The 22,900-nt window shown below is 63.8% G+C and carries 18 protein-coding genes; 17 read left to right on the top strand and 1 reads right to left on the bottom strand.

Features of this window, described 5'->3' with window-relative positions:
* Positions 1–13: 13 nt before the first annotated feature.
* On the top strand, positions 14–2,110 hold the full coding sequence (locus L0U82_RS16035; protein ID WP_233832227.1) for a molybdopterin-containing oxidoreductase family protein: 2,097 nt from the start codon (positions 14–16) through the stop codon (positions 2,108–2,110).
* A 128-nt stretch (positions 2,111–2,238) separates the two neighbouring features.
* Entirely contained in the window at positions 2,239–3,912 is a 1,674-nt protein-coding gene (locus L0U82_RS16030) for a long-chain fatty acid--CoA ligase (protein ID WP_233832225.1), read from the top strand.
* A gap of 295 nt (positions 3,913–4,207) precedes the next feature.
* Here the strand turns inward: L0U82_RS16030 and L0U82_RS16025 are convergent, their stop codons facing one another.
* On the bottom strand, positions 4,208–5,377 hold the full coding sequence (locus tag L0U82_RS16025) for a porin (RefSeq protein WP_233832224.1): 1,170 nt from the start codon (positions 5,375–5,377) through the stop codon (positions 4,208–4,210).
* A gap of 312 nt (positions 5,378–5,689) precedes the next feature.
* On the opposite strand from L0U82_RS16025, the gene coq7 reads away from it, so the two are divergent.
* The 15 genes from coq7 to ftsA all read left to right on the top strand — a co-directional run bounded on the left by coq7 (position 5,690) and on the right by ftsA (position 22,883).
* Positions 5,690–6,328 carry a 2-polyprenyl-3-methyl-6-methoxy-1,4-benzoquinone monooxygenase gene (coq7, locus tag L0U82_RS16020; RefSeq protein ID WP_233832223.1) on the top strand — a complete coding sequence of 213 codons (639 nt, stop codon included), beginning with the start codon at positions 5,690–5,692 and terminating at the stop codon, positions 6,326–6,328.
* A 468-nt stretch (positions 6,329–6,796) separates the two neighbouring features.
* Positions 6,797–7,225 carry a division/cell wall cluster transcriptional repressor MraZ gene (gene mraZ, locus L0U82_RS16015; protein ID WP_233832222.1) on the top strand — a complete coding sequence of 143 codons (429 nt, stop codon included), beginning with the start codon at positions 6,797–6,799 and terminating at the stop codon, positions 7,223–7,225.
* 15 nt (positions 7,226–7,240) lie between these two features.
* Positions 7,241–8,194 carry a 16S rRNA (cytosine(1402)-N(4))-methyltransferase RsmH gene (gene rsmH / locus L0U82_RS16010; protein ID WP_233832220.1) on the top strand — a complete coding sequence of 318 codons (954 nt, stop codon included), beginning with the start codon at positions 7,241–7,243 and terminating at the stop codon, positions 8,192–8,194.
* On the top strand, positions 8,191–8,541 hold the full coding sequence (gene ftsL, locus L0U82_RS16005) for a cell division protein FtsL (protein WP_233832218.1): 351 nt from the start codon (positions 8,191–8,193) through the stop codon (positions 8,539–8,541). Before rsmH ends, ftsL begins: the two co-directional genes overlap by 4 nt.
* Entirely contained in the window at positions 8,538–10,406 is a 1,869-nt protein-coding gene (locus L0U82_RS16000; protein WP_233832217.1) for a peptidoglycan D,D-transpeptidase FtsI family protein, read from the top strand. The genes ftsL and L0U82_RS16000 overlap by 4 nt, the downstream gene beginning before the upstream one ends.
* Entirely contained in the window at positions 10,403–11,962 is a 1,560-nt protein-coding gene (locus tag L0U82_RS15995; protein ID WP_233832215.1) for a UDP-N-acetylmuramoyl-L-alanyl-D-glutamate--2,6-diaminopimelate ligase, read from the top strand. Before L0U82_RS16000 ends, L0U82_RS15995 begins: the two co-directional genes overlap by 4 nt.
* Complete coding sequence (locus tag L0U82_RS15990) at positions 11,959–13,371, top strand: UDP-N-acetylmuramoyl-tripeptide--D-alanyl-D-alanine ligase (RefSeq protein WP_233832213.1); 1,413 nt, start codon at positions 11,959–11,961, stop codon at positions 13,369–13,371. Before L0U82_RS15995 ends, L0U82_RS15990 begins: the two co-directional genes overlap by 4 nt.
* 17 nt (positions 13,372–13,388) lie before the next feature.
* Entirely contained in the window at positions 13,389–14,558 is a 1,170-nt protein-coding gene (gene mraY, locus L0U82_RS15985; protein ID WP_233832212.1) for a phospho-N-acetylmuramoyl-pentapeptide-transferase, read from the top strand.
* Positions 14,559–14,584: 26 nt separating this feature from the next.
* Positions 14,585–16,096: a UDP-N-acetylmuramoyl-L-alanine--D-glutamate ligase gene (gene murD, locus L0U82_RS15980; protein ID WP_233832211.1), complete on the top strand. Its 1,512-nt coding sequence runs from the start codon at positions 14,585–14,587 to the stop codon at positions 16,094–16,096.
* Positions 16,093–17,367 carry a putative lipid II flippase FtsW gene (ftsW, locus tag L0U82_RS15975; protein ID WP_233832209.1) on the top strand — a complete coding sequence of 425 codons (1,275 nt, stop codon included), beginning with the start codon at positions 16,093–16,095 and terminating at the stop codon, positions 17,365–17,367. The genes murD and ftsW overlap by 4 nt, the downstream gene beginning before the upstream one ends.
* The gene (murG, locus tag L0U82_RS15970) at positions 17,364–18,503 is read left to right on the top strand and encodes an undecaprenyldiphospho-muramoylpentapeptide beta-N-acetylglucosaminyltransferase (protein ID WP_233832208.1); all 1,140 of its coding nucleotides are present in this window, start codon (positions 17,364–17,366) and stop codon (positions 18,501–18,503) included. Before ftsW ends, murG begins: the two co-directional genes overlap by 4 nt.
* Complete coding sequence (gene murC / locus L0U82_RS15965) at positions 18,500–19,903, top strand: UDP-N-acetylmuramate--L-alanine ligase (protein WP_233832207.1); 1,404 nt, start codon at positions 18,500–18,502, stop codon at positions 19,901–19,903. Before murG ends, murC begins: the two co-directional genes overlap by 4 nt.
* 1 nt (position 19,904) lies before the next feature.
* The gene (locus L0U82_RS15960; RefSeq protein WP_233832205.1) at positions 19,905–20,846 is read left to right on the top strand and encodes a D-alanine--D-alanine ligase; all 942 of its coding nucleotides are present in this window, start codon (positions 19,905–19,907) and stop codon (positions 20,844–20,846) included.
* A gap of 24 nt (positions 20,847–20,870) precedes the next feature.
* Positions 20,871–21,623, top strand: coding sequence for a cell division protein FtsQ/DivIB (locus tag L0U82_RS15955; protein ID WP_233832203.1), 753 nt, complete (start codon positions 20,871–20,873; stop codon positions 21,621–21,623).
* A 27-nt stretch (positions 21,624–21,650) separates the two neighbouring features.
* Positions 21,651–22,883: a cell division protein FtsA gene (gene ftsA, locus L0U82_RS15950; RefSeq protein WP_008921172.1), complete on the top strand. Its 1,233-nt coding sequence runs from the start codon at positions 21,651–21,653 to the stop codon at positions 22,881–22,883.
* Positions 22,884–22,900: the final 17 nt, after the last annotated feature.

Raw genomic sequence — 22,900 nt, 5'->3', positions numbered from 1 at the left:
GGACCGATTGCCGATGAACGCCCCCACCGAATTCGCGCGCGCGGTATGCCCGCACGATTGCCCCGACACTTGCGCGATGCGGGTGACCGTCGAGAACGGACGGGCGATCAAGGTGGCTGGCGATCCAGGGCATCCGCCGACACAGGGCGTGTTGTGCACGAAAGTCAGCCGCTATGCCGACCGTGTCTACCACCCGAGCCGGCTGACCACACCGATGCGGCGTGTCGGCCGTAAGGGCGAGGGCCGCTTCGAGCCGATCAGTTGGGATGAAGCGCTCGAGCTTGCCGCAAGCCGCCTCGCGGACATCGCCCGCCGCGCGCCAGAGGCAATCGTCCCGTATAGCTACGCCGGCACGATGGGGCTTGTGCAAGGCGACAGCATCGCGCAACGTTTCTTCCACAAACTCGGTGCATCGCAGTTGGATCGCACGATTTGCGCGGCCGCCGGCGCCGCGGGCCTCAAGTACACGTACGGCGCGGGCATCGGCATGCACACCGAATTCTTCGCCGAAAGCGAAGTGATTCTGATCTGGGGCGCGAATCCGATTGCATCGAATCTGCACTTCTGGACCCTTGCGCAGGAGGCAAAGCGCCGTGGTGCGCGCCTGATCGCAATCGATCCGTATCGCTCGCTGACCGCCGAGAAATGCCACCAGCACATCGCGCCGAAGCCTGGCACCGACGGCGCGCTGGCGCTCGGGATGATGAACGTGCTGATCACCGAAGACCTGCTCGATCATGCCTACATCGCGGCGCACACGCTGGGTTTTGCCGAACTGAAGGCACGCGCGCTCAGCTATCCACCTGCGCGCGTTAGCGAGATTTGCGGCATCGAAGAACACGTAATCACGGATCTAGCGCGACTTTACGGCAGCACGAAGAAGTCGGCGATTCGCCTGAATTACGGCCTGCAGCGCGTGCGCGGCGGCGGTAACGCGGTGCGCGCGATCGCCTGCCTGCCGTCACTGACGGGGGCCTGGCGCGAGCGGGCGGGCGGTGCGCTGCTGTCGTCGAGCGGCTGGGCGCCGGTCGATTCCTACGCGCTGCAGCGTCCCGACTTGATGCCGGGCTGGCCAGCGAAAACGAGCCGCGTCATCAATATGAACGCGATTGGCGACGCGCTGCTGCATCCCGGCGACGCCACCTTTGGCCCGAAAATCGAGGCGATTGTCGTCTATAACTCGAATCCGGTGGCGGTTGCGCCGGATTCGGAGCGAGTCGCGGCCGGCTTCGCGCGTGAGGACTTGTTCACGATCGTGCTCGAGCATTTCCAGACCGACACCGCCGACTACGCCGATCTGCTGCTGCCAGCCACGACGCAACTCGAGCACCTCGATGTGCACAAGTCGTACGGACATACGCACGTGATGGTCAATCTGCCCGCGATCGCCCCGGTAGGCGAGGCGCGCCCAAACACCGAGATCTTTCGCGGCCTCGCGCGGCAGATGGGCATCGACGAGCCGGCGCTGTTCGACAGCGACGAAACCGTCGCGCAAGCGGCGTTCCGGTGGGACAACAAACTGCTCGATGGCGTCGATTGGCCCGCGCTGAAGCGGGCCGGCTGGGCCAAGCTGAAGCTGCCCGATGCGCCATTCGCCGAAGGCGGCTTTTACACGCCATCCGGCAAATGCGAGTTTTACAGCGAGCGCCTCGCCCAGCAGGGGCTCGATCCGCTGCCGGATTATCTGCCACCCTACGAATCCGCCGACGGCGCGCCCGAGCTCGCCGTCCGCTACCCGCTTGCGATGATTTCGCCGCCCGCGCGCAATTTCCTGAACAGCACCTTCGTGAACATCGAAAGTTTGCGCGCGACAGAAGGCGAACCTCATGTCGACATTCATCCAGCCGATGCGCACGTACGGCGCATCAGTGACGCAGATCTCGTGCGCATCTTCAACGACCGCGGCTCGATGCAGGCGCGCGCCCGTGTGACCGACAGGGCGCGAGAGGGGCTGGTGGTCGGATTGTCGATCTGGTGGAAAAAGCTCGCGCCGGATGGCCGCAATGCGAACCAGCTGACGAGTCAGGCACTGACCGACCTCGGCGGCTCGGCGACTTTTTATGACTGTCTCGTCGAAGTCGAGCGGGTCTCGAACCAGGCTACACCTTGAGCCGGCGCCCGAATCTTGGCGGCTCGAGTCGGCAGTCTAACCACCCCGTTTTTATCATTGGCCGCAATATGCACATGCTACGATGCATTTTTAGCACGACCATTCGAAAATAATTCAGGAGACGCTGCATGCAGAAAATCTGGCTGAAATCTTATCCGCCCGGCGTTCCCGCGGAGATCGACCCCACGCGCTATTCGTCGGTGGCCGAACTGCTGGAAGAGGCCTTCCGCGAGCATCGCGCCAGGCCGGCGTTCGTCTGCATGGGTAAGGAAATCAGCTACGGCGAACTCGGCGCGTTGTCGCTCAAGCTCGCCGCGTGGCTGCAGTCGAAAGGGCTCCCCCGCGGCGCGCGCGTCGCCATCATGATGCCGAACGTGCTGCAATATCCGGTCGCGATTGCCGCGATCCTGCGCGCGGGCTATGTGGTCGTGAACGTCAATCCGCTCTATACGCCGCGTGAGCTCGAACATCAGTTGAAGGATAGCGGCGCGGAAGCGATCATCCTGCTCGAAAATTTCGCGGGCACGCTGCAGGCAATCGCCCGCAATACCCAGGTCAAGCATGTTGTCGTCGCGGCGATGGGCGACCTGCTGGGGATCAAGGGCGCGCTCGTGAACTTCGTCGTGCGCAAGGTGAAGAAGATGGTGCCGGCGTGGAGTCTGCCAGGGCACATCAAGTTCAACGCCGCGATCGCGCAGGGTGCGAGCCAGACGTTCAAGCCGGTCCAGCAAGGGCCGGACGACATCGCGTTTCTACAATACACGGGCGGCACGACCGGCGTGGCCAAGGGCGCGACGCTGTTGCACCGGAATCTGATCGCCAACGTGCTGCAGTCGGAGGTCTGGCTCAATCCGGTGCGCGAGGGCCGCACGGATATCGATCAGTTCATCACCGTCGTCGCGCTGCCGCTGTATCACGTATTCGCGCTGACCGTGTGCGGGCTGCTGACGATCCGCACCGGCGGCATGGGCGTGCTGATTCCGAATCCGCGCGATATTCCTGGCATGATCAAGGCGCTCGAGGGCTATCCGATCAATACGATTCCCGCCGTGAACACGCTGTACAACGCGATGCTGAACTGCCCCGACTTCCACAAGCTCGATTTCTCGAAGCTGCTCACCGCGAACGGTGGCGGCATGGCGGTGCAGGAAGCCGTCGCGAAGCGCTGGTTCGAATTGACGGGCACCCCGATCATCGAGGGGTACGGGCTGTCGGAGACGTCGCCGTCCGCGACCTGCAATCCGGTCACCGCAACCGAGTACAACGGCACGATCGGTTTGCCGCTGCCGTCCACCGAAATTTCGATCCGCGACGACGAGGGCAATGAAGTGCCGCTCGGTCAGCCGGGCGAGATCTGCATCCGCGGCCCGCAAGTCATGGCGGGTTACTGGAATCGCCCGGACGAGACCGCGAAGGTGATGACGCCGGACGGCTTCTTCAAATCGGGCGATATCGGCACGATGAACGCGGATGGCTTCGTGAAGATCGTCGATCGCAAGAAGGACATGATTCTGGTATCCGGCTTCAACGTGTATCCGAACGAGATCGAGGACGTCGTCGCGAAACTGCCGGGCGTGTTCGAAGTTGCCGCGGTTGGCGTGCCCGACCAGCATTCGGGCGAAGCGGTCAAACTGTTCGTCGTGAAGAAAGATCCGGCGCTGACCGATCAGGACATCCTCGCGTACTGCAAAACACAACTGACCGGCTACAAGCGACCCAAACTCGTCGAATTCCGCACGGAACTGCCAAAGAGCAATGTCGGAAAGATTCTGCGCCGCGAGTTGCGCGACGGGCGGGTGTGAGCTGATCCCGCGCAGCCAGCGCATCGTCGGCGCGACCCTGGCCGACGAATTTCCCGACTGATATAAATACGTAGGTCGGCACGCAAAAAAGAAAACCCGGTGGACAGCAAGCAGTCCACCGGGTTTTTTTCGTCCATCACCCACGCCGCGCCTCCCGGCACCAGCCAAAATGACAGACACACGACGCCGGCAACGCAAACAGCGGCCCATCGCATTCCCGCCAACGAAAACAACGCAGCGATAAAAAAAGGCGCCCGAAGGCGCCTTTGAGAGAAAACTGCGTTTTTACGACTTATTAGAACTTGTGACGGATACCGACGCGAGCCGTGAACTGGTTGTTCGTCGACGAACCGGTCAGGCCGTTGATGCCAGCCGTTGCGTCGACAACCGCGCCAGCTGCGTTCAGGGTTTCGCCGTTGGCATGCTGATACACGCCGATCACGTACACGTCGGTGCGCTTCGACAGGAAGTAATCCACGCCGACCGAACCTTGGTGGTACGAAGCACGCGATGCGTCGTCGATCTGTGCGCCGCGCGTGTAGTCATACGCTGCGCCGACCAGCAATGCCGGGGTCAACTGGTACTTGAAGTTGATTTCGCCGTTGTTGAACGTAGCCGACTGACCTGCGAACGGCGACGCGAACGTCTTGCCCAGGTTGCCGAAGCGGATGTTCGAATACGTCAGGCCGACCGTTGCCGCGCCGAACGTGTACGAACCGCCCGCGCCGATGACCTGGTACGTGTTAGCCGACGTGAAGCCAGCGTACACCGGGCTCGTCACAGCTGCATTCGGTGCTGCGATCGTGCCGCCGTTGTTGAAGATACCGCCCGAAGCTGCCGGCGTACGTGCGTTCAAGTAGCCAACGCCCAAAGCCAACGGGCCGTTGTTATAGCCAGCGCCCAACGACCAGATCTGGTTGCCGGTGAAGTTGCCTGCCTGGCCGCCGAGGCTATACGTGCCGCCGAACGTCAGGCCGCCGTAGTTTGCGCTCGTGTACTTGATCGTGTTGTTGGTGCGATACGCGTTGTTGAAGTTGTCGATATCGCCCGGGTGAGCCGCGATGTAGCCGCCCCACTGATCGCCTGCTTCGAACGGACCGACGTAGTCGACGACGGAGTCGTACTGACGACCCAGCGTGACCGTGCCGAACTGGCTCGACAGACCGACGTACGCTTGACGACCGAACATCAGGCCACCTTGGCCGAGCTTGCCGTTGGTAACGTCAAAGCCGTTTTCCAACACGAACAGGGCCTTCAGACCGCCGCCCAGATCTTCCGTGCCACGCAGGCCGAAACGCGAACCTTGCATGACGCCGCTGGACATGTCGTACTTGTGGAAGCCACCGGAGTTGGTATTCATGTTGATACCAACGTCAATGATGCCGTACAGGGTCACGCTGCTCTGAGCATGTGCGACGCCTGCGAATGCGCCCAGTGCTGCGAGAGCGAGAAGCGACTTTTTCATCGAATGATCTCCAAGGAATACTGCGAATCTTTTGTACAAGGCAGATAAATATTTTGTCTGGTGCTAGGGCCTTGCTTGAGCAACTTCGCGAGAAGTTCGCCACGTAATGTAACAAAAGGCATACATGGCACAAAGAAAAAGGAGGGGGCCTGGACGGCTCCTGTTTCGTTTACGCAACATGGTCTAAAATCGGAAATTAGCCGCTCATTTCATGCGGATTCGAGGTTGCCGCGGAGCCGGCTTTGCGTGGCAAAGCCTTGTCGCACGGAGCTTTCGGGTCGGCGAGGCGGTTCTCGAATCGGAGAGTGCTTCATGTTGCTGGACGAGTTGATTAGCGAGTTTGATCGGGGTTTACGCTCACTGACGGGGGTGTCTCGAATGAGTCGTCCGATGCCGCTTCCGCGGGAATCGGCGGCGAGTTCCGAGGCGCCCGAACTGTCGCCCGCGGAGCGCGCGCATGCGGCCGGTTTGATGCGCGTGAATCACGTCGGCGAGGTCTGCGCGCAGGCTCTATATCAGGCGCAGAAAATCGCGACCCGCTCGCCGTCGTTGCGCGCGGTGTTCGATCGCGCCGCAGTGGAGGAAGAAGATCATCTTGCGTGGACCTCGAAGCGCCTCGAAGCACTCGACTCGCGTCCCAGTCTGCTGAATCCGGTCTGGTATACCGGCGCGCTCGCGATCGGTCTCGCCGCCGGGCGCATGGGTGATCGCGTGAGTCTCGGCTTCATGGCCGAAACCGAGCGTCAGGTGGAGCAGCATCTCAACAGCCATCTCGATCAGTTGCCCGCCGCGGATCACGAATCGCGTGCGATCGTCGAGCAGATGCGTGTCGACGAAGCGCAGCACGGCAAAGCCGCGATGGACGCCGGCGGCGTCGAATTGCCGTTTCCCGCGCGAGCGCTGATGCGCGCGATGTCGAAGGTAATGACTCGCACCGCTTATTACATATAAAGAACGCATCGCCAGCTCGATGGCTAAATGAGTTGGCCGGCGAGTTGTCAAGCGAGCCGCTGACTGACTCGCTGACTCAATTTTCGAAAGTGGGACGGCGCCGCGCGCGCCGTTCGTCATTTGTCCCCGGAACGTCTATTTATCCCCGCCGATCCCGCTTAACGATCTCTTTCAATCCGCGCTGTTCCCCCGCACTTTTCACGTATCACCTTCACAAGCTTCACTAGCTCATTCATTTATAACGGTTTTCCGTTTTATGTCTGACGTGAAGGAGTCGCGCTAAGTCCTTGTTCTAGCAAACAAAATCGATGCGAAAAGCGGGTATCTCCCTTGACCCGTGTTTAGCGTTCCTCTAAAGTGGGAGACAGTGTGAGAAAGTGTATTTTTGTGTGATCTCGGTACCACTTTCGGGTAGATTTTTACGAATCGAGCGGTCGGCGCAACAGCGTCGCAAGAGGGGAGAACGAAGTGTTCCAAGGGGCGTCGGCGCTGACGCTCGATGCGAAAGGGCGGATGTCGATTCCCTCTCGCTATCGGGATGCGCTGCAGACACAGGCAGAGGGCCGGGTGACGATCACCAAGCACCCGGACGGCTGCCTGTTGCTGTTTCCGCGCCCCGAATGGGAAGTGTTCCGCGAGAAGGTCGGCAATCTGCCGATGAACGCCACCTGGTGGCGCCGCATTTTTCTCGGTAACGCAATGGACGTAGAGATGGACGGCGCAGGCCGCGTGCTGGTGTCGCCGGAATTGCGCATGGCCGGCAGTCTGGAAAAAGAAGTGACGTTGCTCGGCATGGGCCGTCACTTCGAGTTATGGGATGCACAAACCTACGCCGCGAAGGAACAGGCGGCGATCGCCGAGGGCATGCCCGACGCGTTGAAAGATTTCACGTTCTGATCGCGGCTTATTTATATGGCACCTGCGATGGGAAACGAATTGCAGCATCGCACGGTGCTGCTGAATGAAGCGGTCGATGCGCTCGTCACGCGCGCGGATGGCACGTACGTCGACGGCACGTTCGGCCGTGGCGGTCATAGCCGTCTGGTGCTGGAGCGGCTGGGCGAAGCGGGGCGGCTGATTGCGTTCGACAAGGATCCGCTCGCGATTGCGACGGCGCAGCGCATCGCGGATCCGCGCTTCGGCATCGTGCATGAAAGTTTTGCTTCACTGCGCGCCGCGATGGCGGAGCGCGGAGTAGGGCGTGTGTCGGGTGTTTTACTGGATCTGGGCGTGTCGTCGCCGCAAGTCGACGATCCGGAGCGGGGCTTCAGCTTTCGCGCCGATGGCCCGCTCGACATGCGAATGGACCCGACGCGCGGCGAGTCTGCCGCTGACTGGCTCGCGCGGGCCACGGTGCAGGAATTGACGGAGGTGATACGAGATTATGGGGAAGAACGGTTTGCTTTTCAGATTGCAAAGGCGCTTGTTGCTCGCCGGGCAGAGTCCGACCGTCTTGGGCCTCTCGTCAGCACGGGCGAGCTTGCCCAAATCGTGGCTAACGTCGTCAAAACCCGTGAGAAGGGCAAGGACCCGGCAACCCGCACCTTTCAGGCTATACGGATTCACGTCAATCAAGAGCTTGCGGAGCTGCAAGTCGTTCTAGAAGCAGCATTGTCGTTGTTGGAGCAAGGGGGGCGGCTGGTGGTCATCAGCTTTCATTCGCTCGAGGACAGGATCGTCAAGCGATTCATGCAGGCGCACGCGAGCACGCCGGCGGTCGACCGCCGGCTGCCGATTCGCGCGGTCGACCTGCCGAGCCCTCCGCTCAAAATCATCGGCCGTGTATTCGCGAGCGACGCCGAAGTCGCCGATAACCCGCGCGCCCGTTCTGCCGTGATGCGCGTGGCGGAGCGGATCGCGCCATGAACCGTCTCAATATCTTCCTGCTGATGATCGTGATGGGCTGTGCGTTGTCGGTCGTCAACGCGACCAATCAGCAGCGTCAAATCTTTATCCAGTTGCAGCGTGCGCAATCGCAGGAGCGTCAACTGCAGCAGGACTATTCGCAGCTTCAATATCAGCAGAGCGCGCTGTCGAAAACGTCGCGCATCGAGCAACTCGCTACGACCTCGCTGAAGATGCAATCGGTCACGACCGGCCGCACCCAGTACCTGACGCTCGCCCCCGGCGCCGCGACGGCGATGGATGCGCCCATTCCGACATCCGCTCCGGCCTCCGCGCCGGCTGCGACCCGTCGCGGAGGCACGCGATGAAAAAAGCGTCGTCGGCGCACAAGAGCGTCGCGTTTTCGGCCAACCCGATCCTGTCGGTGCGTCTGCCGATGTGGCGCTCGAAGCTCGTCGTGTTCATGCTGTTCATGGCGTTCGTCGCGCTGGCCGCGCGCGCGTTCTGGATTCAGGGACCGGGCAACGCGTTCTATCTGAAGCAGGGCGAAATCCGCTATCAGCGTCGTATCGAACTGCCGGCTACGCGCGGCAAGATTCTCGACCGAAACGGTCTCGTGCTCGCGACGAGTCTGCCGGTGCGCGCAATCTGGGCGATTCCCGAATCGGTGCCGGACGACCTCGGCGCGGACAAGCTCGACTCGCTCGGCAAGCTGCTCGACATGACCACGAAGGAGCTGCGCGCGAAGCTGTCGGAAGACAAGAACTTCGTCTACGTGAAGCGCCAGGTGCCGCTCGACGTCGCAGCGAAAGTCGCAGCGCTCGACATCGCCGGCATCTATTCGCGCGAGGAATACAAGCGCTTCTATCCAGAGGGCGAGATCACCGCTCACCTGATCGGTTTCACCAACGTCGAGGACGAAGGTCAGGAAGGCGTCGAGCTGGGCGATCAGAAGATGCTCGCCGGCATGTCGGGCAGCCGCCGCGTGATCAAGGACCGCATGGGCCACATCATCGAGGATGTGGACGAGCAGGTGGTGCCGCACAACGGCACGGACGTCGATCTGTCGATCGACAGCAAGATCCAGTACATCGCGTATACGAACCTGAAAGCGGCAGTCGAGAAATTCAAGGCGAAGGCCGGCGCGGCAATGGTGATCGACGTGCGCACCGGCGAAGTGCTCGCGCTCGTCAATTACCCGACCTACAACCCGAACGACCGCTCGCACCTGACCGGCGAGCAGCTGCGCAACCGCATCCTGACCGATACGTTCGAGCCGGGCTCGATCATGAAGCCATTCACGATCTCGCTTGCACTCGATCTGCACCGCGTCACGCCGACTACACTGGTGGATACGGGCAACGGCCACTTCGTTCTCGACGGCGCGCCGATCACTGACGACAGCGGCTTCGGCGTGCTGACGGTCGGCGGCGTGATCCAGAAGTCGAGCAACATCGGCGCGACCAAGATCGCGATGCAGTTGCGGCCCGAAGAGATGTGGAACATGTACACCAGCATCGGTCTCGGTCAGGCGCCGAAGGTCGGGTTCCCCGGCGCGGCGGCGGGTCGTCTGCGTCCGTGGAAGAGCTGGCGCCGTATCGAGCAGGCGACGATGTCGTACGGCTACGGCTTGTCGGTGTCGCTGTTCCAGCTGGGCCGTGCGTACACCGCGATCGCGCACGATGGCCAGATCATGCCGGTGACGATTTTCCATTCTCCGGGCGATGCCCCCGCTACCGGTCCGCAGGTCTTCTCGCCGACTACCGCGCGCGAAGTGCGCACGATGCTCGAATCCGTCGTGTCGGCGCAAGGCACGTCGCCGGATGCGGCGGTGCCCGGCTATCGCGTCGGCGGCAAGAGCGGTACCGCGTACAAGCACGGTCCGCACGGCTACGACCACTCCAAATACCGCGCGTCGTTCGTCGGCATGGCGCCGATGCCGAACCCGCGCATCGTCGTTGCCGTGTCGGTCGACGAGCCGACCGCGGGCAGCCACTTCGGCGGCCAGGTGTCGGGTCCGGTGTTCTCCGGCATCGTCGGCGATACGTTGCGCGCGCTGAATGTGCCGCCCGACATGCCGGTCAAGCAGATGGTGGTGTCCGACGATTCGGCGCCGCCCGCGCCCGGCGCGCCCGCTACACCGGTGCAGGCGAAGAAATTGCCCACCAGCGCCGGCGTGAAAAAGATGACCATTTCTGCCAACTCGAAGACTCACCCGGGAGTCGAGCGATGAGCGCGCTGCGCGAGCAACATCCAGCGCACCGGCAGATCGCCGACGCCCTCGCCTGGCTGCACGATCACGTGCAGCCAGGTGCGCATCTGCACGCCGACACGCGTTCGCTGGCGGCCGGCGATGCATTTTTCGCGTATGCGGTCGACGGCGCGGACAATCGCCCGTTCATCGCCAGCGCGATCGAGCGCGGCGCGGCCGCGGTACTGGTGCAACCGGAAGGTTTCAGCGGCACGCTGGATCCGTCAGTCGCGCACGCGGTGCCGGCGTTGAACGAACTCGCCGGCACGATCGCGAGCGCGTGGTACAGCGACCCGAGCGACGCGATGCTCGCCGTCGGCATCACCGGCACCAACGGCAAGACCTCGTGCAGCCAGTGGATCGCCGCCGCGCTTTCCGCGCTCAGCTCCAAATGCGCGATCGTCGGCACGCTCGGCACAGGCTTTCCCGGCCAGCTTGCGCACACCGGTTTCACGACGCCCGACGCGCCGCAACTGCAGCGCAGCCTCGCACAGTTGCGCGACGCGGGCGCGCAGGCGATCGCGATGGAAGTGTCGTCGCATGCGCTGCATCAGGGGCGCGTGAATGGCACGTCGTTCAACATCGCGGTGTTCACGAATCTGACGCAGGACCATCTCGACTATCACGGCACGTTCGACGCCTACGAGGCGGCCAAGGCGCGCCTGTTCGCATGGCCCGAGCTGAGCGCGGCGGTGATCAATCGCGACGATGCGGCCGGGCGCCGTCTGCTTGCCAGCACGCAGGGTCACGCGCGCACGATCGCGTATGGGATTGACCCAGCTCCGGCTGGCATTCCGCAGGACATGCCGTCGGCCGACGCATGGCTGCTCGCATCGAACGTGCGCGCAACGGCCACCGGCACCGCGTTTCATCTGAACACGTCCGACTGGGGTAACGCCGACGTCGAAGTGCAAACGCTTGGCCTCTTCAACGTCAGCAATCTGCTCGCGGTGCTCGGCACGCTGCTCGCCGCCGATGTGCCGTTCGACGCGGCGCTCGCCGAACTCGCGAAGCTCGAGCCGGTGAACGGCCGGATGCAACGCCTCGGTGGCCGTCTGCAGAACGACGAGCCGCTCGTCGTGATCGACTACGCGCACACGCCCGACGCGCTCGAAAAAACGCTCGAAGCGCTGCGCCCGATCGCGACCGCGCGCGGAGGCGAACTGATCTGCATGTTCGGCTGCGGCGGCGATCGCGATGCGACCAAACGTCCGCTGATGGGTGCAATCGCCGAGCGGCTCGCGGACGGCGTCGTCGTGACCAGCGACAACCCGCGCAGCGAAGATCCGCTCGCGATCATCGAACAGATCACCGCAGGCATGAAAGACGCGTCCCGCGCACGCTGCATCGAGGACCGCGCGAGCGCGATCCTACAGGCGATCCGTGGTGCCGCGCGCGAAGACGTGATCGTGCTGGCCGGCAAGGGGCACGAAGCGACACAGGAAATCATGGGCAAGAAACGCGCTTTCTCCGATCAGGACCACGCCCGCCTCGCGCTCGCCGCGCGGGCGACGCAAGCACGCGGAGGTGGCGAATGAGCATGTTCTCGCTACGCGCGGCCGCCGCGCAGATCCCCGGCGCGACAGTGACAGGCGACGACAGCGTGCGCTTCGAGCGCGTGTCGACCGATAGCCGCAGCGCCGGCCCCGGCGATCTGTTCATCGCGATCAAGGGCGAGCGCTTCGACGCGCACGACTTTCTGCCGCAAGTGGCCGAGCGCAACGTCGCGGCCGTGCTCGTCACGCGCACGCCGGACGGCTGGAACGTGCCGGCGATTCGCGTCGCCGATACCCGCGACGCGCTCGGCGCGCTCGCGCGCGGCTGGCGCCGCCAGTTCGAAATGCCGCTCGTCGCGGTGACGGGCAGCAACGGCAAGACCACGGTCAAGGAAATGATCGCGTCGATCTTCGCGGCAGCGGTCGGCGCGGATGCGCGTCTGGCGACCGCGGGCAACTTCAACAACGACATCGGTCTGCCGCTGACGCTGTTCCGCCTGCACGCCGCGCATCGGCTCGCGGTCGTCGAACTCGGCATGAACCACCCCGGCGAAACTGAACTGCTCGCAAAGCTCGCCGAGCCGACCGTTGCGGTCGTCAACAATGCGCAGCGCGAGCACCAGGAATTCATGGCGACGGTCGAAGCGGTCGCGCTCGAACACGCGAGCGTGATTCACGCGTTGCCGCGCGACGGCACGGCGGTGTTCCCCGCCGACGATGCGTACGCGAGCATCTGGCGCGTCGCCGCCACCGGCAACCGCATCATCGATTTCGCGCTGAATAGCGCGGAGCGTACGACCGAAGCCGCGGTGAAAGGCCGCTTCGACGGCAAGCATCTGAGCATCGACACACCGCAAGGCCAGTTCGACGTCACATTGCAGGTGCTCGGCGATCACAACGCGCACAACGCGCTCGCCGCGACATCGGCGGCGCTTGCGGCGGGTGTATCGCTCGACGCGATCAAGCGCGGTCTCGAATCGTTCGCGCCGGTGAAAGGGCGTCTGCAGGTCAAACAGGCCGCGCTCGGCTCGCTCGCCGGCGCGACCGTCATCGACGACACCTACAACGCCAATCCCGATTCGATGCGCGCGGCGATCGACGTGCTCGCATCGCGGCCGTCGCCGCGCGTACTCGTGATGGGCGATATGGGCGAGGTGGGTGACCACGGCCCGGCGTTTCACCGCGAAATCGGCGCGTATGCGAAAGAGCGCGGCATCGACGCGCTGTATGCGATGGGCGACGCGTCGCGCGACGCTTGCACCGCGTACGGCGCAGACGCGCATCACGTCGCCGATGTCGGCACGCTGGTCGCGCAACTGCAGCAGGCCGGCTTCGGCGCGGCCGCAACGCTTCTCGTGAAAGGCTCGCGCTTCATGCAAATGGAGCGTGTGGTGGACGCCGTAACGAGTCCACAACCCAACGCCGCGGGCACGACGCCCGCCGCACACTGAAATAAGAAGGACCAAGCATGCTACTGGCGCTGGCGCAATGGCTGCAGAATGACGCAACCTTCCTGCGCGTGTTCAGTTATCTGACGTTTCGCGCGGTGATGGCCACCATCACCGCGCTGTTGATCGGGCTCGTCTGCGGCCCGGCTGTGATTCGCAAGCTGACCGCGATGAAGGTCGGCCAGGCTGTTCGCACCGACGGTCCGCAAACTCATCTTGTCAAATCCGGCACGCCGACGATGGGCGGCGTGCTGATTCTGCTCGGTATCGCGGTCGCCACGCTGCTGTGGGCCGATCTGACCAATCGCTTCATCTGGATCGTGATGCTGGTCACGTTCGGTTTCGGCGTGATCGGCTGGGTCGACGATTACCGCAAGGTGGTCTACAAGGATCCGCGCGGCATGTCGTCGCGCGAGAAGTATTTCTGGCAGTCGCTGATCGGCCTGTTCGCGGCGGTTTATCTTGCGTTCAGCGTGTCCGAGGCGAACAACGTGCGCGTGCTCGACCTGTTCATGGCGTGGGTGCGCAGTGGTTTGTCGATGGGCTTGCCGGCGCGCGCGGACCTGTTGCTGCCGTTCTTCAAGTCGATCACCTATCCGCTCGGCGTGTGGGGCTTCATCGTGCTCACCTATCTGGTGATCGTCGGCGCGAGCAATGCGGTGAACCTGACCGACGGCCTCGACGGCCTCGTGATCATGCCGGTCGTGCTGGTCGGCGCGTCGCTCGGCGTGTTCGCGTATGTGATGGGCAGCTCGGTCTATTCGAAATACCTGCTGTTTCCGCACATTCCGGGCGCGGGCGAACTGCTGATCTTCTGTTCGGCGATGGGCGGCGCGGGCCTCGCGTTCCTATGGTTCAACACCCATCCGGCGCAGATGTTCATGGGCGACGTCGGCGCGCTCGCGCTCGGCGGCGCGCTCGGCACGGTCGCGGTGATCGTGCGTCAGGAAATCGTGCTGTTCATCATGGGCGGCATTTTCGTCGCGGAAACGTTGTCGGTGATGCTGCAGGTCACGTGGTTCAAATACACGAAGCGCCGTTACGGCGAAGGGCGGCGCTTCTTCAAGATGGCGCCGCTGCATCACCATTTCGAATTGTCAGGCTGGAAGGAAACGCAGGTGGTCGTGCGTTTCTGGATCATCACGTTGATGTTGTGTCTGTTCGGTTTGTCCACGCTCAAATTGCGTTAAGCAGCAGGTATTAAAGGAAGCAGGCGATGTTCGGCGAGAAGTTTCGGGATCGGCAAAAGCCGATGGTGCTCGTGCTGGGACTGGGGGAATCCGGTCTCGCGATGGCGCGCTGGTGCGCCAGGCACGGCTGTCGGCTGCGCGTGGCCGATACGCGCGAGGTGCCGCCGAACCTGTCCGCGCTCGAAGCGCATCGCGTCGACGCCGATTTCGTCGGCGGCGCGTTTGCGCCGGTGCTGCTCGACGGTGTCGAACTGGTCGCGATCAGCCCGGGGCTGTCGCCGTTTGCCGCCGAGCTGCTGCCGCTGATCTCCGCCGCGCGCGAGCAGGGCATTCCGGTGTGGGGCGAACTCGAACTGTTCTCGCAGGCGTTGCGCACGCTCGGTGAATCCGGTTACGCGCCGAAGGTGGTCGCGATTACCGGCACCAACGGCAAGACCACGACGACGAGTCTGGCCGGTCTGCTGTGCGAACGCGCGGGCAGGAAGGTCGCGGTGGCGGGCAATATCAGCCCGTCGCTGCTCGACAAACTGATGGAAGCGATCGACAACACCGCGCTGCCCGACGTATGGGTGCTCGAACTGTCGAGCTTTCAGCTGGAAACGTCGCACACGTTTGCTCCGGATGCGGCGGCGGTGCTGAACATCACGCAGGATCACCTCGACTGGCACGGCGGGCTCGATGCGTACGCGGCGGCGAAGGGCCGCATCTTCGGTACACAGACCGTGCGCGTGCTGAATCGCGACGATGCGCGCGTGATGGCGCTGGCACCAACCAGTGGTGACGCCGGGGTCGTCACGTTCGGCGTGAACGAGCCGAAGAACGACGGCGACTTCGGTTTGCTGCGCGACAACGGCATGGTGTGGCTCGTCGAAGCGCACGATCGCGACGCCGCCGATGAGCCGGTGACGAAGCGCCGTCGCAAGAACGAAGAAGCCGCGACGCCGGACATCGCGTTCAAGCGCCTGATGCCCGCCGACGCATTGCGGATCCGTGGTTTGCACAACGCCGCCAACGCGCTCGCCGCGTATGCGCTCGCGCGCGCGATCGGCCTGCCCGGCGCGCCGTTGCTGCATGGGCTGCGCGAATATCGCGGTGAGCCGCATCGGGTGGAACTGATCGCGTCGATCGACGGCATCGATTACGTCGACGACAGCAAGGGCACCAACGTCGGCGCGACGGTTGCCGCGCTCGACGGCCTCGCGCAGCGCGTCGTGCTGATCGCCGGTGGCGACGGCAAGGGCCAGGACTTCGAGCCGCTGGCCGCGCCGGTGATGCGCTGGTGCCGCGCGGTGATGCTGATCGGTCGCGACGCGCCGCAGATTCGCGCGGCGCTCGAACATAGCGGCGTCGCGATGACCGATCACGCGACGCTCGAAGAAGCGACGCATGCAGCCACCGCGCTTGCGCAGCCTGGCGACGCGGTACTGCTGTCGCCGGCGTGCGCGAGCTTCGACATGTTCAAGGGTTACGCACATCGTGCGGCGGTATTTCGCGGCACGGTGGAAGACATCGCGGCCGAACGGGGGACGATGATATGAGCTGGTCGGAACGTTTCGGCGTGCGCGAAGCAGCCGGCAGCGGCGGTGCCGCGGGCACGTCTTCCCGCGCGTCCACCCGCACGGGCGGCAGCGGTCTCGCGAGCGCGGTCAACGGCGTGCGGCCGCTACGCTCGCGCATGCTCGACTACGACCACTCGCTGCTGTGGGTCGTCGTCGCGCTGCTCGGTCTCGGCATCGTGATGGTGTATTCGGCGTCGATCGCGATGCCCGATTCGCCGAAGTACGCGTCGTATCGCGATTGGGCGTTCCTCGTGCGCCAGATCATCTTCGTCCTGATGGGCAGCGCGATCGGCGTCGTCACGTTCCGCATTCCGATTTCGACGTGGGACAAATACGCGCCGAAGCTGTTCCTGATCACGCTCGCCACGCTGGTGATCGTGCTGATTCCGCACATCGGCAAGGGCGTGAACGGCGCGCGCCGCTGGATTCCGCTCGGCATCACGAACATGCAGCCGTCGGAAATCATGAAGCTCGCGGTGACGATTTACGCGGCGAACTACACGGTGCGCAAGCAGGAATACATGCACAGCTTCGCGAAGGGCTTCCTGCCGATGGCGGTCGCGGTCGGCCTCGTCGGCATGCTGCTGCTGCTCGAACCGGACATGGGCGCGTTCATGGTGATCGCGGCGATCGCGATGGGCGTGCTGTTCCTTGGCGGCGTGAACGGCAAGCTGTTCGGCGGGCTGGTGGCCACCGCGGTCGGCACGTTCACGTTGCTGGTATGGGCGTCGCCGTGGCGTCGCGAGCGGATCTTCGCGTACCTCGATCCGTGGGACGACCGCTACGCGCAGGGCAAGGCGTATCAGTTGACGCACTCGCTGATCGCGTTCGGGCGCGGCGAGTGGTTCGGCGTCGGGCTCGGCGGCAGCGTCGAAAAGCTCAACTATCTGCCAGAAGCGCATACCGACTTCATTCTCGCGGTGATCGGCGAGGAACTCGGCTTCGTCGGCGTGCTGGTCGTGATCCTGATGTTCTACTGGATCGTGCGCCGCTCGTTCGAAATCGGCCGTCAGGCGCTCGCGCTCGATCGCACGTTCGCTGGTCTCGTCGCGAAGGGCGTCGGCATCTGGTTCGGCGCGCAGACGTTCATCAATATGGGCGTGAATCTCGGCCTGCTGCCGACGAAGGGTCTGACGTTGCCGCTCGTCAGCTATGGCGGCTCGGGGATTTTGCTGAATTGCGTGGCGATCGCTGTGTTGATGCGGGTCGATTACGAGAATCGGGTGTTGATGCGCGGAGGGAAAGTATGACCCTCACGCAGCAACGCACGCTGATGGTGATGGCCGGCGGCACCGGGGGACACGTGTTCCCGGGGCTCGCGGTCGCGCACCTGATGCAGGCGTGGGGATGGAAAGTCGTGTGGCTCGGCAATCCCGCGGGAATGGAAGCGACGCTGGTGCCGAAGCATGGCATTCCGATGGAATACGTGCGCTTTGGCGGTGTTCGCGGCAAGGGCCTGAAAACCAAGCTGATGCTGCCGGTGAATCTGCTGCGCGCGTGTACGCAAAGCTTGAGCGTGCTGCGTCGCGTGAAGCCTGATGTCGTACTCGGCATGGGCGGCTACATCACATTCCCGGCTGGCGTGATGACCGCGCTGAGCGGCCGCCCGCTGGTGCTGCATGAACAGAATTCGATTGCGGGACTCGCGAACAAGGTGCTCGCGAAACTCGCGAAGCGCGTGCTCGTCGCGTTCCCGAATGCGCTGCCGCACGGCGAGTGGACCGGCAATCCGATTCGTGAGGAACTTGCGCGCGCGAACGCACCCAAAGCACGCTACGCGCAACGCAGCGGTCCGCTGAACGTACTGGTAGTAGGTGGCAGTCTCGGCGCCGCGGCGTTGAACGAAGTGGTGCCGCGCGCGATTGCGCTGCTCGCACCAGGCGAGCGTCCGCGCATCGTGCATCAGGCGGGCGCGAAGCATATCGACGCGCTGCGCGAGAACTACGCGGCCGCGGGCCTGCAAGCCGATAACGGCGAGCATCCCGAGGTCTCGCTGGTGCCGTTCATCGACGATATGACGAGCGCGTACGAAGCCGCCGATCTGGTGATCTGCCGCTCGGGCGCGATGACGGTGTCGGAGATTTCGGCGGTCGGCGTCGCCGCGCTGTTCGTGCCGTTCCCGTACGCGGTCGACGATCACCAGACCACCAATGCAGCGTTTCTCGCCGGCAACGGCGCGGCGCTGGTCGTGCAACAACGCGATCTGTCGGCGGAAAAACTCGCCGACTGGTTGCGCAGCCAGACGCGCGAAAGTCTCGCGGAAATGGCGGAGCGTTCGCGCTCGCTCGCGAAACCGGATGCCACGGAACAGGTCGCGCGCATTTGCGCGACCGTGGCAGGTGAAGGTTCGATGACGGCGGGTGCGAGCCCAGAAGGAAAGCAATGAAACACATCGTCAAACATATTCATTTTGTCGGCATCGGCGGTGTCGGCATGAGCGGTATCGCCGAGGTGCTGGTCAACCTCGGCTATCAGGTAAGCGGCTCGGACCTGTCGGGCAACGCGGTGACCGAACGTCTCGCTGCGCTCGGCGCGCGCATTTCGATCGGGCATGCGGCTGAGAACATCGACGGTGCGAATGCAGTGGTCGTGTCGACCGCGGTGCGCAGCGACAACCCGGAAGTGCTGGCCGCGCGTCATCGGCGCATTCCGATCGTGCCGCGCGCGGTGATGCTCGCGGAACTGATGCGTCTGAAGCAGGGCATCGCGATTGCCGGCACGCACGGCAAGACCACGACCACATCGCTGGTCGCGAGCGTGCTCGCTGCGGGCGGGCTCGATCCGACCTTCGTGATCGGCGGCCGGTTGATCAGCGCGGGCGCGAATGCGCGGCTCGGCACCGGCGACTTCATCGTCGCCGAGGCGGACGAATCGGATGCGTCGTTCCTGAACCTGTTCCCGGTGATCGAAGTCATCACGAACATCGACGCCGATCACATGGACACCTACGGCCACGACTTCGCGCGTCTGAAGCAGGCGTTCATTGAATTCACGCACCGTCTGCCGTTCTATGGGATAGCGGTGCTGTGCGTCGACGATCCGAACGTGAAGGAGATCCTGCCGTTCGTGTCGAAGCCGATCATCCGTTACGGCCTTGCAGCGGATGCGCAGGTGCGCGCGGTCAACGTCGAAGCGCGCGAAGGCCGTATGCATTTCACCGCGCTGCGCGAAGACGCGGCGCCGCTCGACATCATGTTGAATCTGCCGGGCGAGCACAACGTGCAGAACGCGCTCGCGGCGATTGCGATTGCGACTGAACTTGAAGTGAAAGATGCCGATATCCAGCGAGCGCTCGCGGATTTCAACGGCGTCGGACGCCGTTTCCAACGCTATGGTGAAGTGCCGGTCATCGCCGACGGCCAGGCCGCGGGCGCCTACACGCTGGTGGACGACTACGGTCACCACCCGGTCGAAATGGCCGCCACGGTGGCGGCGGCGCGCGGTGCGTTTCCGGGCCGGCGTCTGGTGCTGGCGTTCCAGCCGCACCGCTTCACGCGCACCCGCGATTGCTTCGAGGATTTCGTCAAAGTGCTGTCGACCGTCGACGCGCTCGTGCTGACCGAAGTCTATTCGGCCGGCGAAGCGCCGATCGTCGCGGCGGACGGCCGCGCGTTGGCGCGCGCGCTGCGCGTGGCCGGCAAGGTCGAGCCGGTCTTCGTCGATACGGTGGATGAAGTGCCGGACGCGCTCTCTACGGTGGTGCGCGACGGCGATGTGGTGATTACGATGGGCGCGGGTTCGATCGGCGGTGTGCCGGGTCGCCTCGCTCAGGAAATGAAGGTGTGACATGAGCAGTATCGATCCGAAACAATTCGGCAAGGTAGCGGTGCTGCTCGGCGGAAACTCCGCCGAGCGTGAGGTATCGCTCAATTCCGGGCGGCTGGTGCTGCAAGGTCTGCGCGACGCCGGTGTCGACGCGCATCCGTTCGATCCGGCCGAGCGTCCGCTGTCGGCGCTGAAGGACGAAGGTTTCGTGCGCGCGTTCAATGCGCTGCACGGTGGCTATGGCGAAAACGGCCAGATTCAGGGCGCGCTCGATTTCTACGGCATCAAGTACACCGGCAGCGGCGTGCTCGGCTCGGCGCTCGGCCTCGACAAGTTCCGCACCAAGCTGGTGTGGCAGCAGCTCGGCATTCCGACGCCGGCATTCGAAGCGGTGCTGCGCGGCGACGACTACGAAGCGCGCGCGAAAGAGATCGTCGCGAAGCTCGGCTTGCCGCTGTTCGTGAAGCCGGCGAGCGAAGGTTCGAGCGTCGCCGTGATCAAGGTGAAGAGCGCGGATGCGCTGCCGGCCGCGCTGATCGAAGCCGTGAAACACGACCGCATCGTCGTGGTCGAAAAGAGCATCGAGGGCGGCGGCGAGTACACCGCGTGCATCGCCGGCAATCTGGATCTGCCGGTGATCCGCATCGTGCCGGCCGGCGAGTTCTACGACTATCACGCGAAGTACATCGCGAACGACACGCAGTATCTGATTCCGTGCGGTCTCGGCGAAGCGGAAGAAACGCGCCTGAAGCAGCTCGCGCGCCGCGCGTTCGACGTGCTCGGCTGCACCGACTGGGGCCGCGCGGACTTCATGCTCGACGCCGCCGGCAATCCGTATTTTCTGGAAGTGAACACCGCGCCTGGTATGACCGATCACTCGCTGCCGCCGAAAGCGGCGCGCGCGGTCGGCATCAGCTATCAGGAACTCGTGGTCGGCGTGTTGGCGCTGACGCTGCAGGACTAACCGGGATCACCCGAAAGCAACACCATGTGGAACAACGTTCGCCAGCTCAACCTCGCCACCAACGCGCTGCACGCGTTGCTGGTGCTCGTGCTGCTGGCGGCGGGCGGTTACTGGCTGATCCAGCGCCCGAATTTCGCGCTGCGCGAAATCCAGATCGACGGCGATACCGAGCACATCAATTCGCCGACGGTGCGCGCGGGCGTCGTCGGCAAGTTGAAGGGCAACTTCTTCACGGTCGATCTCGACGTCGCGCGGCAGGCGTTCGAGCAGATGCCGTGGGTGCGTCACGCGAGCGTGCGGCGGGTCTGGCCGAACGCGCTGGCTGTCACGCTGGAGGAGTACAAACCGCTGGGAACGTGGGGCAGCGATCAGCTGGTGAGCGTCGACGGTGATCTGTTCACCGCGAACCAGGGCGAGCTCGACGAAGACCTGCCCGCGTTCGACGGCCCGGACGGCACCGCGAAGGAAGTGGTCGCGCGTTATCACGATTTCCAGAAGTGGTTCGCGCCGCTGGGCGCGACACCCGAGGAAGTGACGCTGTCGCCGCGTTATGCATGGACGGTCAAGCTGTCGAACGGCACGCAGGTGGAGCTGGGACGTGAGCGCAATCAGGACACGTTGGGCGATCGCAGCAGGCGCCTCGCCGCGGCATGGGGCGCGGTGACGCAACGTTGGGGGAAGGATATCGAGTATGCGGACTTGCGCTATCCGAACGGTTTCGCGATTCGTGCCGCTGGCATGCGCTTCATCAGCGAACCCGACAAGGGCAAGAAGTAAACGGACATCACACGCACTGAGCACGCTATGAGTAAAGACTATAAAGATCTGCTGGTCGCCCTCGACATCGGGACGTCGAAGGTGGTGGCCATCGTCGCCGAGTTGAAAGGCGAGGGCCACTACGAGGTGATCGGTCTCGGCCAGAGCGAGTCGAAGGGGCTCAAGAAAGGCGTGGTGGTGAACATCGAAGCCACCGTGCAGTCGATTCAGCGCGCGCTCGAGGAAGCCGAGCTGATGGCCGACTGCAAGATCACGAACGTGTTCACCGGGATCGCCGGCAGCCATATCCGCAGCTTCAATTCGAGCGGCATGGTCGCGATCAAGGAGAAGGAAGTCACGCAGGCGGACGTCGCGCGCGTGATCGAAACGGCCAAGGCGATCAACATCCCGACCGATCAGCAGGTGCTGCATATCCTGACGCAGGAATTCATCATCGACGGCCAGGAAGACGTGCGCGAGCCGATCGGCATGAGCGGCATCCGCCTCGAAGTGAAGGTGCATATCGTCACCGGTGCCGTGAGCGCGGCGCAGAACATCGTCAAGTGCGTGCGCCGCTGCGGCCTCGAAGTGAACGATCTGATTCTGCAGCCGCTCGCGTCGTCGCTGGCGGTGCTGACGGAAGACGAGAAGGAACTGGGCGTGGTGCTGGTCGATATCGGCGGCGGCACGACCGATATCGCGATCTTCAGCGAAGGCGCGATTCGCCACACGGCGGTGATTCCGATCGCCGGCGACCAGATCACCAGCGACATCGCAATGGCGCTGCGCACGCCGACGCCGGACGCCGAGGACATCAAGGTCGATTACGGCATCGCCAAGCAGGCGCTCGCCGATCCGGACGAAATGATTGAAGTGCCGGGCCTCGGCGAGCGCGGACCGCGCACGCTGTCGCGCCAGGCGCTGGCCGCGGTGATCGAGCCGCGCGTCGAAGAACTCTTTTCGCTCGTGCAGCAGGTGGTGCGCGAGTCGGGCTACGAAGAGCTGCTGAGCTCGGGCGTCGTGCTGACCGGCGGCGCGTCGATGATGATCGGCATGGTCGAGTTGGGCGAAGACATTTTCCTGAAGCCGGTGCGCATCGGCGTGCCGGAGTACGCGGGCGGTCTCGCCGACGTCGTGCGCAATCCGCGCTATTCGACGGCGATGGGCCTGCTCGTCGAAGGCCGCTCGCAGCGCATGCGCGGGCGCAAGGTTGCGGTGCAGTCGGGGTCGATGGGACAGGTGTTCTCGCGGATGAAGGACTGGTTCCTCGGCAACTTCTGACAACAGGTTTCGAGTAA

Origin of the sequence: Paraburkholderia sp. ZP32-5 (assembly GCF_021390495.1) — a bacterium.
GTDB lineage: Bacteria > Pseudomonadota > Gammaproteobacteria > Burkholderiales > Burkholderiaceae > Paraburkholderia.
This window is presented reverse-complemented; position numbering and strand designations above follow the sequence as displayed.

What these genes read in the sequence shown, in the direction of transcription:
- L0U82_RS16035 (WP_233832227.1), top strand. Translation starts at nt 14, where the DNA reads ATGAACGCCCCCACCGAATTCGCGCGCGCGGTATGCCCGCACGATTGC.
- L0U82_RS16030 (WP_233832225.1), top strand. Translation starts at nt 2,239, where the DNA reads ATGCAGAAAATCTGGCTGAAATCTTATCCGCCCGGCGTTCCCGCGGAG.
- L0U82_RS16025 (WP_233832224.1), bottom strand. Translation starts at nt 5,377, where the DNA reads ATGAAAAAGTCGCTTCTCGCTCTCGCAGCACTGGGCGCATTCGCAGGC.
- coq7 (WP_233832223.1), top strand. Translation starts at nt 5,690, where the DNA reads ATGTTGCTGGACGAGTTGATTAGCGAGTTTGATCGGGGTTTACGCTCA.
- rsmH (WP_233832220.1), top strand. Translation starts at nt 7,241, where the DNA reads ATGGCACCTGCGATGGGAAACGAATTGCAGCATCGCACGGTGCTGCTG.
- ftsL (WP_233832218.1), top strand. Translation starts at nt 8,191, where the DNA reads ATGAACCGTCTCAATATCTTCCTGCTGATGATCGTGATGGGCTGTGCG.
- L0U82_RS16000 (WP_233832217.1), top strand. Translation starts at nt 8,538, where the DNA reads ATGAAAAAAGCGTCGTCGGCGCACAAGAGCGTCGCGTTTTCGGCCAAC.
- L0U82_RS15995 (WP_233832215.1), top strand. Translation starts at nt 10,403, where the DNA reads ATGAGCGCGCTGCGCGAGCAACATCCAGCGCACCGGCAGATCGCCGAC.
- L0U82_RS15990 (WP_233832213.1), top strand. Translation starts at nt 11,959, where the DNA reads ATGAGCATGTTCTCGCTACGCGCGGCCGCCGCGCAGATCCCCGGCGCG.
- mraY (WP_233832212.1), top strand. Translation starts at nt 13,389, where the DNA reads ATGCTACTGGCGCTGGCGCAATGGCTGCAGAATGACGCAACCTTCCTG.
- murD (WP_233832211.1), top strand. Translation starts at nt 14,585, where the DNA reads ATGTTCGGCGAGAAGTTTCGGGATCGGCAAAAGCCGATGGTGCTCGTG.
- ftsW (WP_233832209.1), top strand. Translation starts at nt 16,093, where the DNA reads ATGAGCTGGTCGGAACGTTTCGGCGTGCGCGAAGCAGCCGGCAGCGGC.
- murG (WP_233832208.1), top strand. Translation starts at nt 17,364, where the DNA reads ATGACCCTCACGCAGCAACGCACGCTGATGGTGATGGCCGGCGGCACC.
- murC (WP_233832207.1), top strand. Translation starts at nt 18,500, where the DNA reads ATGAAACACATCGTCAAACATATTCATTTTGTCGGCATCGGCGGTGTC.
- L0U82_RS15960 (WP_233832205.1), top strand. Translation starts at nt 19,905, where the DNA reads ATGAGCAGTATCGATCCGAAACAATTCGGCAAGGTAGCGGTGCTGCTC.
- L0U82_RS15955 (WP_233832203.1), top strand. Translation starts at nt 20,871, where the DNA reads ATGTGGAACAACGTTCGCCAGCTCAACCTCGCCACCAACGCGCTGCAC.
- ftsA (WP_008921172.1), top strand. Translation starts at nt 21,651, where the DNA reads ATGAGTAAAGACTATAAAGATCTGCTGGTCGCCCTCGACATCGGGACG.